Annotated in this window: 19 protein-coding genes and 2 tRNA genes; 6 read left to right on the top strand and 15 right to left on the bottom strand. The window is 59.0% G+C overall.

Features of this window, described 5'->3' with window-relative positions; all coding sequences use genetic code 11:
• Positions 1–215: hypothetical protein (locus J5Y17_RS17760; RefSeq protein WP_219787206.1), on the top strand; the 215-nt coding region annotated here is incomplete at its 5' end.
• A 188-nt stretch (positions 216–403) separates the two neighbouring features.
• Here the strand turns inward: J5Y17_RS17760 and J5Y17_RS17765 are convergent.
• The 15 genes from J5Y17_RS17765 to J5Y17_RS17835 all read right to left on the bottom strand — a co-directional run bounded on the left by J5Y17_RS17765 (position 404) and on the right by J5Y17_RS17835 (position 9443).
• Positions 404–478, bottom strand: a tRNA-Phe gene (locus J5Y17_RS17765).
• A gap of 91 nt (positions 479–569) precedes the next feature.
• The gene (locus J5Y17_RS17770; protein ID WP_219787207.1) at positions 570–776 is read right to left on the bottom strand and encodes a DNA gyrase inhibitor YacG; all 207 of its coding nucleotides are present in this window, start codon (positions 774–776) and stop codon (positions 570–572) included.
• Positions 773–1813: a ribonuclease E/G gene (locus J5Y17_RS17775; RefSeq protein WP_219787208.1), complete on the bottom strand. Its 1041-nt coding sequence runs from the start codon at positions 1811–1813 to the stop codon at positions 773–775. The genes J5Y17_RS17770 and J5Y17_RS17775 overlap by 4 nt, the downstream gene beginning before the upstream one ends.
• Positions 1810–2388 carry a nucleoside triphosphate pyrophosphatase gene (locus tag J5Y17_RS17780; RefSeq protein ID WP_219787209.1) on the bottom strand — a complete coding sequence of 193 codons (579 nt, stop codon included), beginning with the start codon at positions 2386–2388 and terminating at the stop codon, positions 1810–1812. The genes J5Y17_RS17775 and J5Y17_RS17780 overlap by 4 nt, the downstream gene beginning before the upstream one ends.
• A 15-nt stretch (positions 2389–2403) precedes the next feature.
• Entirely contained in the window at positions 2404–2622 is a 219-nt protein-coding gene (infA, locus tag J5Y17_RS17785) for a translation initiation factor IF-1 (RefSeq protein ID WP_009573923.1), read from the bottom strand.
• Between the two features lie 82 nt (positions 2623–2704).
• On the bottom strand, positions 2705–3574 hold the full coding sequence (locus J5Y17_RS17790) for a nitrilase-related carbon-nitrogen hydrolase (protein ID WP_219787210.1): 870 nt from the start codon (positions 3572–3574) through the stop codon (positions 2705–2707).
• Positions 3571–4158, bottom strand: a complete 588-nt coding sequence (locus J5Y17_RS17795) for a GNAT family N-acetyltransferase (RefSeq protein ID WP_219787211.1) — start codon at positions 4156–4158, stop codon at positions 3571–3573. The genes J5Y17_RS17790 and J5Y17_RS17795 overlap by 4 nt, the downstream gene beginning before the upstream one ends.
• A gap of 10 nt (positions 4159–4168) precedes the next feature.
• Positions 4169–4582 (bottom strand): ketosteroid isomerase-related protein, encoded by a 414-nt coding sequence (locus J5Y17_RS17800; RefSeq protein ID WP_219787212.1) that lies wholly within the window; start codon positions 4580–4582, stop codon positions 4169–4171.
• Between the two features lie 27 nt (positions 4583–4609).
• Positions 4610–5065: a low molecular weight phosphatase family protein gene (locus J5Y17_RS17805; protein ID WP_219787213.1), complete on the bottom strand. Its 456-nt coding sequence runs from the start codon at positions 5063–5065 to the stop codon at positions 4610–4612.
• 4 nt (positions 5066–5069) lie between these two features.
• Complete coding sequence (locus J5Y17_RS17810) at positions 5070–5546, bottom strand: UPF0262 family protein (RefSeq protein ID WP_219787214.1); 477 nt, start codon at positions 5544–5546, stop codon at positions 5070–5072.
• Positions 5547–5555: 9 nt separating this feature from the next.
• Entirely contained in the window at positions 5556–6863 is a 1308-nt protein-coding gene (gene hisD / locus J5Y17_RS17815) for a histidinol dehydrogenase (protein WP_219787215.1), read from the bottom strand.
• Between the two features lie 196 nt (positions 6864–7059).
• Positions 7060–7494 (bottom strand): hypothetical protein, encoded by a 435-nt coding sequence (locus tag J5Y17_RS17820; protein WP_219787216.1) that lies wholly within the window; start codon positions 7492–7494, stop codon positions 7060–7062.
• Between the two features lie 30 nt (positions 7495–7524).
• Complete coding sequence (locus J5Y17_RS17825; protein WP_219787217.1) at positions 7525–8004, bottom strand: DUF2948 family protein; 480 nt, start codon at positions 8002–8004, stop codon at positions 7525–7527.
• Positions 8004–9272, bottom strand: coding sequence for a UDP-N-acetylglucosamine 1-carboxyvinyltransferase (gene murA / locus J5Y17_RS17830; protein ID WP_219787218.1), 1269 nt, complete (start codon positions 9270–9272; stop codon positions 8004–8006). Before murA ends, J5Y17_RS17825 begins: the two co-directional genes overlap by 1 nt.
• A gap of 9 nt (positions 9273–9281) precedes the next feature.
• Entirely contained in the window at positions 9282–9443 is a 162-nt protein-coding gene (locus tag J5Y17_RS17835; RefSeq protein WP_219787219.1) for a hypothetical protein, read from the bottom strand.
• Positions 9444–9577: 134 nt separating this feature from the next.
• Between J5Y17_RS17835 and J5Y17_RS17840 the strand changes: the two genes are divergently transcribed.
• The 5 genes from J5Y17_RS17840 to J5Y17_RS17855 all read left to right on the top strand — a co-directional run bounded on the left by J5Y17_RS17840 (position 9578) and on the right by J5Y17_RS17855 (position 12466).
• Complete coding sequence (locus tag J5Y17_RS17840; RefSeq protein ID WP_219787220.1) at positions 9578–9814, top strand: hypothetical protein; 237 nt, start codon at positions 9578–9580, stop codon at positions 9812–9814.
• A gap of 385 nt (positions 9815–10199) precedes the next feature.
• Positions 10200–10274: transfer RNA gene (locus J5Y17_RS17845), tRNA-Thr, on the top strand.
• A gap of 91 nt (positions 10275–10365) precedes the next feature.
• A complete protein-coding gene (locus J5Y17_RS19355) occupies positions 10366–10656 on the top strand; it encodes a DUF6538 domain-containing protein (RefSeq protein WP_370629005.1) in 291 nt (96 codons plus the stop codon).
• Positions 10657–10865: 209 nt separating this feature from the next.
• Positions 10866–11504, top strand: coding sequence for a hypothetical protein (locus tag J5Y17_RS17850; protein WP_219787221.1), 639 nt, complete (start codon positions 10866–10868; stop codon positions 11502–11504).
• A gap of 266 nt (positions 11505–11770) precedes the next feature.
• A complete protein-coding gene (locus tag J5Y17_RS17855; protein WP_219787222.1) occupies positions 11771–12466 on the top strand; it encodes a hypothetical protein in 696 nt (231 codons plus the stop codon).
• Positions 12467–12503: the final 37 nt, after the last annotated feature.

Genomic DNA, 12503 nt, shown 5'->3' on the forward strand with positions numbered 1-12503 from the left:
GCGACGAAATCCGGCGAGAGCTCAATGAGATCAAGCCCGGTTTTGGAGATGGCGCGATGCTCAGGGATACCAGCGAGGACTTTGGGATGTCGGATAGGATGGCGCAACTCTCGCATCTGATCGAAATTTTTAAAGCGCTTCGGCGCGCTCTTCGGGACGCCCGCGATCATGTCCTGGCGTCCCGCACGGCCGAGCAACTGCTTGAAGAGCGGTGATATCGGCGTCTCGAATATGAATGGTGCGATTTCCGGGGTGACCTGGGGATCGTGTTCGAAAGCAAATTTAAACGGAAATGTGTAGCAAAATCGGGAGCAAATTGTGTAGCAAATTAGGCCTGAATACATTGGGAAAAGTATAAAACTCAATGATATCATTAAGTTATGTTTATTTTTCTTTTGAAAAATGGTGCCCGGGGGCGGAATCGAACCACCGACACGAGGATTTTCAATCCACTGCTCTACCCCTGAGCTACCCGGGCAACGGGAGCGATTTCTCGCTGAACGACTTCTCGTTCGGGTAGCGGGGTTCTAGTCGGGGGGCGCGGGACTGTCCAGAGGAAAATCACCTCATTAGTGAGGTTTTTTCGTCAGCGCCTCAAACTGTTCGCGCAAAGCCTCTTCCATTGCCTCGGCGATCTCTTCCGGGTCCTCTTCGCGGCCGCTCGGAACGGCATATGAGCCGTTCATCCAACGCGCCAAATCCACATCCGCGCAGCGTTTTGAGCAGAAGGGGCGGTATTTTTGCGCCGTGTCGCCGCCGCAGATCGGGCAGCTCATCGCAGAACCTCGGCAATCGGCACGCGCTCACGCTTTTTCTGAATCTCGAAATGCCCGAGCGGGGTCCAGCCAGCCAGCACCGTGTCGTGGCCTTCGGGTTTGAAAGCGGCTTTCAGGCTGTGTTCGAACTGGCGGCGGTCTTTTTTTGCCATGGGGGCGAGATCGAGGGTGATTTGCCCCGCAAGGCCGCGCAAGCGCAACTGTCGCGGCAGATCGCGCGCCAGAGCGATATTCGCCTTCAGCCCTGCTGCGGTGGAAAAGTCTCCGCCGGTGTTTACGTCTACGGCGACAAGCGCGCGGGTCGGTTCAATGAACATGGACCCTGCGCCTTTGAGCGGTACGCACGGGTCGAGTGCTGCGTCGATCAGCTCATGAACACCGTGGTTGTCGAAGGCATCGCCGCTGTCGTCAAAGATGTCGGCTTTGGGCCAGTCGCGCCAAGCGACCTCCCAGGCGTCTGATCCGTCCACCAAAAGCTCCGGCTCGCCCGAGAGGTCCGCGAGCACGGCTTCGCAAAGCCCGCGCATGGCGGAGATGTCTTCGGCGATTTCGTCGTCCGTCGCGCCCTCGCACGCAGAGCGCAGAATCAGACCCATGGTCTCATCGGCGCCTTCCATGCCCTCAGCGGCCAGATCGTGCAGGCGGATGAGTTCCTCGTCTTCCGAGATTTGACGCGAGATGTTCAGCCCCGGCGCATCCGGCGTGACGATGGCGAATTTCGATTTGAACAGCACCCGCGTCGTGACGGGGACGGCTTTGCCTTCCTCGGCGATATGGGTGACTTGCACCAACATCGGCGCGCCGGGCTTTAGGCCCTTGTTGCCACGCAGATAGGCTTTCTCGCCGTTCGGCAGGTCCAAGAGAGCGCCGCCCATGCCTTTGAGACTACGCCCGCCTTTGGCGCGAAAGATCGCACCGGGGACAGGGGGGGCATCCTCGCCCGCGTCCACCAGAAAATCGTCGAGCAGGCCGTCGCGGATGAAGGCGGCGGCGCGTTTGCCCTGAACTTCGCCCAAGGCGATAACGGTACCCTTCATGAGTGCACTCCATAAATCGGATAGCCCGCAGCCATCAACAAATTGGCCGTCTCTGCCACGGGAAGGCCCATGACGGCGGAATAGCTGCCTTGAATCCAAGGAATAAAAGCGCCGGCGGGGCCCTGAATGCCGTAGCCGCCCGCCTTGCCGTGCCAATCGCCCGAGGCGAGATAGCTGTTCAGCTCAATGTCAGAGAGGCGCTTCATTTTCACGGTGGTCACCACGTCGGTCTCCCAAACGCGATCGCCATGGGCGACGGCCACGGCGGTGATCACCGTATGGCGCCGACCGGACATGGCCAAAAGAAATTCGGCACATTCCTTTTCATCGGCAGGTTTGCCCATGATGCGGCGGCCCAAGGCCACCGTGGTGTCGGCACAAAGCACGACCTCATCCTCAGCCCGCGGCACGGCCAGAACCTTTTCACGCGCCATACGTGCGCAATAGGGCCGGGGCAATTCGCCCTTGGCCGGGTCCTCATTGATGTCGGGAGAACGGATGTCGTCGGGGGTGAGGCCCAGCTGCGCCAGAAGTTCCTTCCGGCGCGGGCTGCCTGAACCGAGAATAAGCTTCATAGAAGCCAGAACCGCTCAGCGGAAGCGGTAGTTGATCCGACCCTTGGTCAGATCGTAGGGGGTCATTTCGACTTGCACTTTGTCGCCAGCCAGAACACGGATGCGGTTTTTCCGCATTTTGCCTGCCGTATGCGCGATGATCGTATGGCCGTTTTCCAGCTCGACCAGGAATGTCGCGTTCGGCAGGAGTTCCTTAACGACACCGGGAAATTCGAGCATTTCTTCCTTGGCCATGGTCACTCCATCGTTGTTTCACCCGCCTGATGTACGGGCGCGCTAGTAAATGCGCCTTTAACGGTGCAGTTTCAAGGAGGATTTAAGCGAATTTCAGCGTTTCGACCGCTTTCTGGCCGGTTTCGCTCTCTGGCCAGTGGGTTTTGACGCTGACGGCGCCGCCTCGATGGGCCTCTGCGACCGACTCGGTCAAGGTGTCGAGCACGGCGGTGCTTTGGAAATGCTTGGTGCCTGTGGCGAGAACGCCGGAGGCCGGGAAGCCGCCATCGGGGGGCGCGAAAATGCCCGCTTGGCCGAAATTCACGTCGACGACCTCGCATTCCGGCACTTCGCCCACCAATGGGGACATGGCGACGATCATCTGACCTTCGAGGGCACGTGCGCGGCAGCCGATCTCGACCCGCATGGCGCCATGTTCGGTGTCGGTGCAAGAGGGCACCAAGAGGATCTCAGCGCCCTCGTCGGCATAGCGACGCGACAAGAGCGGGAATTCACTGTCGTAACAGATAAGCGCTGCGACCTTGCCGAAACGTGTCTCGAACAGCGGTGTGGGGGCGCCGGCGGCCATGTCGATGGCGCGCTCATAGGGGGTGGGGGTGCGTTTTTCGACGAAGCCCTCGCCCTCGGGGCCGCAAAATAGCGCGCGATTGACGATCTGGTCGCCGGACCGTGCAAAGCCAGAGCCGCCGAGGATGGTCGCGCCGGTCTCCGCCACCAACGTGCGAATCCCGTCGCAATAGGCGTCGAAATGATCCGCGCCACGGGTCATCCAGCCGCGCGCGTCCAAGGTGACATCGCCATAAAACGCGGCCTCCAAGGCGGCGTATTCCGGGAAGACGACCAAGCTGTCGCGGTCCGCATCGGCATCGGCCAAGGCGGCCCGGTAGCGATCCAGCCAATGATCCGGTGTTTGTGCCCAATCGGGTTGCCACGAGAATGCGATCAGTTTCAAAGCGTTTTTCCCCAAAATTGCAGAGACTTATCGGAGCTTTCCGTTTCATTCACGTCTTTCCAGGCGAAATGCGCGATCACGCCCTCCATCGGAACATACCCCCGCTTGCGCCAGAATATATCATGACTGCGGGCGCCCTTGGGACGCAAGGGGTGATTTTCCGGGCGGATGACCGAACAAAAGGCCGAATACGAGAGCCCCAAGGCGCGGGCATGAGCTTCGCGGGCGTCGAAGAATGCATGCCCCGCGCCATGACCGCGATACTCCGGCAAGAGCACCGACTCGGCGCAATAGAACACGCTGTCCATCGGCATTTCTACATGGGCGAAGGCTGACGCGAAGTCTTCGGCATGTTCCGCGAGTGGTGATCCGGTAGCAGCCCCGACAATGCGGTCGCCGTCAAAGGCGGCCACTAGAACGGCACGGTCATTGCCGACATAGCTCGCCATGTAATTGCGCTCATAGTCGAGCGAGCCGTCGTAGAGATAGGGCCACTCGCGGAACACCGCGATCCGCAGCCGCGCCAGATCATCCAGCGCGGCCTCGACCTCGGCGCCTTTCAGGGTGCGAAAGCTCAGCGTCATTGTGCTCTCCTCAGGAGACCTGCGCCACCCAGTCCTCGGCGTTGTAATAGACCGAGACGCGGGCGATCTTGCCGTCGCGAATGTCGAAAAACGCGCCAGCAGGCAGGTCGTAGGATTGGCCGTGCGCTTCGGGGTAGCCCTCTGCGGTTTTGAGGTATTTGCCCAGCACGCGGAATTCAGCGGCGGCACGGGTGCCTTCGTCATTGGCGAAAAGCACCATGTCAGCCAGCGTTTCCTGATAGGCGGTGTCCATCGTGACCATGAATGCTGCGAAGGCCTCCTTGCCGTGCTCTACGGGGCCTTGGTTGATCCGGTGCTCGATGTCGTCTGTGAGGCAGTCGAGCATGGTGGCGTGATCATGGGCTGCGAACGCCTCGTAATAGCGGGTCAACAGGGCCAGCGTTTCAACGCGGTTCTGGGTCATGGGAAGATCCTTGAAGAGGTGGGGTGTTTAAGCGTGGGCGGGGCCGAAACGGGCCTGCATTCGGGTGATGATTTGATCGCGGGCCTGACGGTAAGCATCGAGTTTCGCGTCACGCGTCTCGCCTATGCCAGTCGGGTCCATGATCGGCCAATATTCCACATCGAGGTGGTAATACCGTGTCAGTTCAAGCGCTTGGCGCTGGGAAGCGGGCGACAGTGCGATGATCAAGTCGTAGGAGGAAATGTCATCGCCCCAGTCTTTCAGATCGTCAAAAGAGCGGGAGCGGTGGCGGTGCAACTCAATGCCCAGTTCCTCACAGACGGCGACGGCGAACCCATCGACATCGAGATCGGAATGCACGCCTGCGGATTGGACATAGACCTTGCCGGGGTAGAATTTCTTCATCAACCCTTCCGCCATGGGCGAACGCACCGCGTTGTGGTCGCAGCAGAACAGAACCGAATGAGGGAATTCTGCCGCCACGCCCTTACCCCCAGTGCAACACGCAAATCAGGGTGAACAACCGCCGCGCCGTGTCGATGTCGACGTCCGCCTTGCCTTCGAGCCGCTCCTGCAGCACCCGCGCGCCTTCGTTGTGAATGCCGCGTCGGGCCATGTCGATGGCTTCGATCTGTGAGGGCGGCATCTTTTTGACGGCGTCGAAATAGCTTTCGCAGATTTGGAAATAGTCCTTCACGACCTGCCGGAACGGCCCAAGCGAGAGGTGGAACTCCGCCGCTTTATCCCCGCTTTCCGTGCTCAGTTCAAAGACCAGACGCCGCTCGCGGATCGCGAGGCCAAGTTTAAACGGCCCCTCGGGCACGTCGCGGTCCTCGCGCGCGGGCAGGGTGAAGGAGTTGTCCTCCAACAGGTCGAAAATCGCAACCTTGCGTTCCTGTTCAATCTCAGGCGTGGGCGCCGCAAGCCCCGCATCGTCGATCTCAACGGCGATCAGTTTACTCATCACACCCTCTTACTTGTCTGCGTTCAACCGGTCCAGCCGCGCGCGCACAGACAGGCCATGCGCCTCGAGGCTTTCGGATTTCGCCAGACGCTCTGCTGCAGGGCCAATGGCCTTGAGCGCTTCAGGGGACATCTTGGCCAATGTCGTGCGTTTGAGGAAGTCCAAAACCGACAAGCCCGACGAGAAACGAGCGGAGCGCGCGGTGGGCAGGACGTGGTTCGGGCCGCCGACATAGTCGCCGATGGCCTCCGGCGTCCAGGCGCCGAGGAAAATCGCACCAGCGTGTTGGATCTTCGCGGACAGCGCATCCGGGTTCTCGACGCAGAGTTCAAGGTGTTCGGGGGCGAAACGATCCGACAACAGGGCCGCTTCATCCAGATCGCGCACGGTGATCACGACACCGAAATCTTCCCAGCTTTTGCCGGCAATCGCGCGGCGCTCGAGCGTTTCAAGGCGCGCCTCAACAGCCTTCGCCACGGCCACGCCGAACTCCGCATCATCGGTGATCAGAATGGACTGCGCGCTTTCGTCATGTTCGGCTTGAGACATCAGATCGACGGCGATCCAGTCCGGGTCGTTGTGCTTGTCGGCGATGACCAGAATCTCCGACGGACCAGCGATCATGTCGATGCCGACCTTGCCAAAGACGCGGCGCTTGGCAGCGGCCACAAAGGCATTGCCCGGACCGGTGATCTTGTCGACGGGCGCGATCGTTTCGGTGCCGTAAGCAAGTGCGGCGATCGCTTGCGCGCCGCCGATGCGGTAAATTTCGTCCACCCCTGCGATGCGCGCGGCCATCAGCACGAGCGGATTGGCGATCCCGTCAGGGGTCGGCACGGTGATGGCGAGACGGTTTACACCGGCGACTTTTGCGGGAATCGCATTCATCAAAACGGAAGACGGATAGGAGGCCAGCCCGCCCGGTACGTAAAGCCCCGCCGCCGAAACGGGCGTCCAGCGCCACCCCAAAGTGGCGCCATCCGGGTCGGTCCACATCTGATCGTCGGGCATCTGGCGGACGTGATAGGCGCGGATGCGTTGCGCCGCGAGTTCCAGCGCGTCGCGTTCCTCAGCCGACACTTGTGCACAGAGCGTATCGATTTCTTCATCGGAGAACCGAAGTTGGTCGGTGGTGAGCACCATCCGGTCGAAGCGCGCCGTCAGCTCCAACACAGCTGCATCGCCGCGCGTGCGCACGTCCTTGATGATCGCGGCCACGGCGTCATCGACATCCGGGCTGTCCTCACGCTTCATGGTCAAAAGCGCGGCAAAGCGGGTCTCGAAATCAGAATCCGTGGTGGACAGGAAGTGGGGCATGTCGGTCTCCTTATAGCGCTCCGCCTTTGGCCCGTTGCAGGGAGAGGGCGGGGCACAACGCACCAGAGATGCGCGTTTGGAGACCGACATAGCGCGGGTTGGCACAACGCTCAAGCTGTTGAGCACCTGCGTGGCTGAACTTATCCGCTTCCATCCCTACTTGAGGCCTCGGGGGCGTCGGAATGGAAGTCCGCATTTAGTACCGGAAATCGGATTTGGTCGAATACAACTCGAAGGACACTTGCGATTTCGGGGCGGGCGCCGTTGTGCGAACACAGTTGGCTTGCTCTCCGACATGCCCGATGCTTTGCTGATTGCTTTTCAGTTGGGCAAAATACCGCAGATTCTTGAGGATCGACTCGTCATTCATTTTCACCCCCGCAGCGGCGAGCATATCGCCGGAGGCTTTGAAGGCCATGCCGCCACCCGTGGTGGAATATCCACCACACACGGCGATATACCCGTTGTCATTGATGACAGTCCAGCGGATCACCGTTTTGCCGCGCGGTTGCCAGTTCAATTCGTGTTGCGCAAAGTCTTTGTCGATTGGGTAGGTGCCTGTCACCTGTTCAGCGGAGGCATTCGTGGCAAGGGCGCAGGCCAGGAGGCCTGCTGTCAAAAAGGTCTTCATAAAATGTCCTTCAAAATAAAGAGTAGTCGTTTATTCGTTGTGCCGCGGTACCTTATGTGATGGCGCCACATAAGGCCGTGTGACATCTTTGAGCGTAGCATCCAGCGCCTCGACCTCAAGCGCAATCGTGCCGTCGCCAGCCAAAGTGATCTCGACTGTGCCCATGCCGTCCTCTTTTGCGGCAAAGGTGATCGACAGCAGCGACAGGATCATGTCCTTGTCGCCCGAGGGCACCCCCGTCGAGCGCGCGGACATGACGTCGTCAAAGACCAAAACGGCTTGAACGCGTTCGACCGGGCGGCCCCGGCGCTCGGCGGCCTCCACGTCTTCCCAACGAAAGCGATTGATCAAAAACGCGAAACGGCGACGGTTGGCGTCGTAGGATATCTCTCCCATCGGCACGATGGCGTCCTGCACAAGCGCAGACATGACCGTCAGGTCGTCCACATCTATCGCCTTGAGCGCCAGCGGTCGCTCACCGCCGTCTTCGAATCTCGCGTCTTCGACCATCAGCTTTTGATCCTCTCGATCTGCGCGCCGATGCCGGAGAGCTTGCGCTCGATGAACTCATAGCCGCGGTCGAGGTGGTAGACCCGCGAGACCACGGTTTCACCCTCTGCCGCCAGCCCTGCCAGAATGAGCGAAACAGACGCGCGCAGATCGGTCGCCATCACCGGTGCGCCTTTGAGCTTGTCGACGCCATGGACGGTCGCGTGACCGCCATGCACTTCGATGTTCGCGCCCATGCGAATGAGTTCCGGGGCGTGCATGAAGCGGTTCTCGAAAATGGTTTCTTCCAAGACCGATGTGCCCTCGGCGGTGCACAGAAGCGCCATCATCTGGGCCTGCAAATCGGTGGGAAAACCGGGGAAAGGCTCGGTCGTCACGTCGACGGCCTTCACTCGGCCGTTCTTGCGTGACACGGTCAGGCCGCGCTCGTTTTCCTCTACAGAGACGCCCGCGAGTTCGAGCTTTTCAACAAAGCTTTCGACCAGCGACAGCTTGCCGCCGAGACAGGTCACCTCGCCGCCACAGATCGCGGGCGCCAACATGAAGGTGCCAAGCTCGATCCGGTCAGTCACCACCGGATGCGTCGCGCCATGCAGGCGGTCGACGCCCTGAATTTCGATCCGCGAGGTGCCCGCGCCCTCGATTTGCGCGCCCATTTTGTTGAGGCAGTCGGCCAGATCGACGATCTCCGGCTCACGCGCGGCATTTTCCAGAACCGACGTGCCTTTGGCCAGAGACGCAGCCATCAGGAAGTTCTCCGTCGCGCCCACCGACGGGAAGCGCATTTTGTGTACGGCGCCCTTGAGGCGACCGCCCGCGACCTTGGCGTGCAGGTAGCCGTCTCTCAATTCGATCTCGGCGCCCAACGCTTCCAGAGCCGTGGTGTGCAAATCCATCGGACGCGCACCGATCGCGCAGCCGCCCGGCAGCGACACGACTGCATGACCGAGACGGGCGAGCAGGGGGCCGAGCACCAGATTCGAGGCCCGCATTTTGCGCACGATCTCGTAGTCGGCGACCGGGTTGATCTCGCCGTGACAGGACATGGCCTGCACCTTGCCCTCTTGCAGCGCGGTCACTTCGGCGCCCAGAGAGGCCAAAAGTGCAGTCATCGTTTTGATGTCCGACAGGCGCGGCGCGTTGGTCAGCGTCAGCGGCTCATCCGACAAAAGCGTGGCCGGCATCAGCGCGAGACAGGCGTTTTTCGCCCCCGCAATCTCGATGTCACCGTTCAGAGGCCCGTTGCCCCGCACCAGAATAGAATCCATGCTCTTGCCTTACTCGTCCTTGCCGTCGTCGCTCTCATCGGAAGTGGTGCGTGCGCGCGCCTGTGCCTTGCGCCGCTGAAGATTGGCCTTCAGCGCGGCTTTCAAGCGCTCATCCCGGCTTTTCGGCGCGGGTTTTGCAGGTTTCCGTGAGGGATCGGTCTTGTTGTCCATGGTGTTCCATGTAGCCAATGCCGTTCCGCCCGTCCAGTGTTGGTGGGGGAAGGTCGCTGGGAGAGGCACGGGAAAGTGAAACTCGACGCCCCGCTGTCGTGGTAAAGTCGGCAAATATGATCAGGGAGGACATCATGAAACAACTGCTCACTGCCGCATTCCTCGCCGCCATCGCGAGCCCCGCGCTGGCCTTCCACTGCCCCGCCGACATGGCCGCCATCGACGCCGCGCTGGAAACCGCGGAGCTCAGCACGGAAGACATGGCCCGCGTCAAAGATCTCCGCATGATCGGGGAGACCGAACACAATGCTGGCAACCACCAAGCTTCCGTCGACGCCCTCGCCGAAGCAATGGCGATCCTCGGAATCTAAACCGTCGACCGGCCAGCCCAATGAAGGGCGTGGCCGGTTGCAATTTCTTGCGGCATTCATATTCGAGCGGACTAGCATTCAGCGCCAACGTGGTCTCAGCATGAGGCGCATTTACAATGGCTGTCGTTTCCACAGGGCGAGAGCGTTCCGCTGACGGATGCCGAATCCCACGGCACATCCGTCAGTCTTCGGGTTGCAGTTTTCGAGTGGTTTCTGCGCTTTCCTGAGGGCGCTGCTGCGATGAGATTGCCGCCAAAGATCGCACCTGCAAAAGAAACTTTGCCCGGATGGAAATTTTTATCGAAAATACGCTTGCGCAACGATGCGATCACGTCTAATTAGCCGCCCACGGCGACGGTGACATGGCGCACCTGACGCACCCGGCGCTGCTGTAGCTCAGAGGTAGAGCACTCCCTTGGTAAGGGAGAGGTCGAGAGTTCAATTCTCTCCAGCAGCACCATCACTTCCATGGGAATTACAAATAGTTGCGTGATAACAGCGCCTTATGTATTCGGTCTCCTACACAGGTGGCCTACACAATGGCGTTGATTATGCTGAAGCCAGTCAAAGACCTAAAGAGCGGAATTTTCTACATTCGCGTTCGAGTCCCCGCCGATCTCTTCGCCGTAATTGGGCGAGCAGAGGTCTCGAAATCTCTGCGAACACGAGAGCCTCTTGAGGCGAAGGAACGTTTCGCGGCGGAATATGCCATTCTTCAGAAGCGCTGGGCGACACTCCGGGCGAGACCCGAACCGTTACCTTTGAAGCAGATCGTAAGCTTAGCAGGCCGTGTCTATCATCGTGTGATGGGGGTAAAGCCCAACTCTGTGACTTCCTGTTGAGCGCGATCCTCCTTTCCCAATCGTCCGCGACTCCGTGCAGCCTGCGGTGCTAGGCCAAAGTCCGCTGTGCGGGCGAAGCGGACTGCCCATGGTGGCCCTTGGCTATTTCAGATGAGTTGGATGTATAATTCTTAAGCTGTGAATAATTATCGTCGACACAACTCTCTGTGTGACTATGGTGAGTCAGCTAAAATTCAGTGACGAGGCGTTTGAGCGAGATGCGTTTTGTTCTTCTGACGCGCAAAAGTGGAGCAAGCCATTCCACTGTGGTTCTCTTAATTGGTTTGATCGCAGCCTCGTTGATGGTGTTGACGCTCTTTTGGCTTGGATTTGACGCTGTTGCAGCATTGAGGGACCGTTCTTTAAGCACTCTTCCGGAAGCTGGACTGATAAGCGATCTCGGGATCCTCCTCATGGCTGTCGCCGCTGTCGCAGCTGCCATTGCGGCTTGGAAGAGAAGCGATTTACCACTCGCAACTTTGGCGCTGTTTTGTTGTCTCTTTGCGGTCGATGATGCCTTTCTTATTCATGAGGCGCTGGGGCCATGGCAGGCTGCCTTTTTCGCGATTTACGGGCTTCTCGCACTCCTCGTTTTCGTCCTTTTTAGTAAGACTGCAAGTCGCCTGAGTTGGCCAATTTTTATGGCCATTGCAGTATTTGTCGCCTCTGTTTCTGTTGATTTGTTCTGGGGTTTGCTGGTTGCTCTGCTGCCATTGTCGAGCAACTTGGAAGGTTTCCTGCTTCGTTTAGGATTTGTACTTGAGGATGTGCCGAAGTTCGGTGGTATTTTCGTTATGGCGAGTTGCGCGATTGGCGAGGCTGTTCTGAGAAGTCCGAAGCAAGAGTGACCCAATGCTTTCCTTACCTTTCATATGAAAGGGGTGCTCCGTCGCGAGTAATTTCCTATCAGGATTGTCGAGCACAGGAATTTATGGCCAAGGCGCTTTTCCAAAAAAGGCTCTTATCTTGCGTTTGGATCGCCTCCCGCTCCAAACGGCTTCCCCGTTTCTGATCCTTTTATTGACAGCAGAGACTGGGTCCCCGTAACAATTCTCAGATGGGGCCAAAGATCTTTACATATAGAGAGCTTATCCTGTCAGCGGTGGCAATCAACGTGGCTGTTTTGGTTGTCTTCGTATTTCTCTCCGTGCTGCAATTCGATCAGGTCCGCACAGGCTTGGAACAGGAGCGTCTGAAGGTCATCGCGGATCGTGTTTCTGAGCCATTGGGCTCTGCGGCGATGATTGGTTTGGAACTCTCGACTGTCCGGAACCTTGATGCTGTCCTGGAGCGGGCGCGGCAGGCTGACGATGCAATCACCGCGCTGCATGTGCTTGATCGGAATGGTGCGATTGTCAGAAGCACTTCAGGCAGTGTTCTTGACGCCGAAAGAGCTGAAATTGGTCAGCTTTTGGCAGAAGGGGCGTCCAGTGCGATTTACAAGGAACGTGGCGATTATCGGTATCTCGCGGCATTCAAGCAAAGTTCCGGAGACGTTGCCGGAGCTCTGATGATTGAATACTCCGGTGCAACCGCGACGACAGCCGTTTGGGCAATGGCGGGTCGACTTGCGACATGGGCGCTCGGCTTTTGTGTGATCAGTAGCGTGATCTCGGCCTGGATGGTCCGAAGTGTTTTCAAGCACGAACTTCGCTTTGATCAAGAATTCCTAACGGCTGATTTTGAAGCGTCCCAACATTTGTGGCGTGGGGATACGATCAATCGAAAAGACGGGGGACATGAGGGGATCGCCTCGGCAATGCATGAGGCTGAATTGCAATACCTGAATGCGCGGGACGGCACGCGTTGAGAAACCGTGGCGCCCCCTCACAAAAGACACTGCGTCT

Origin of the sequence: Celeribacter sp. PS-C1 (assembly GCF_019429625.1) — a bacterium.
GTDB lineage: Bacteria > Pseudomonadota > Alphaproteobacteria > Rhodobacterales > Rhodobacteraceae > Celeribacter.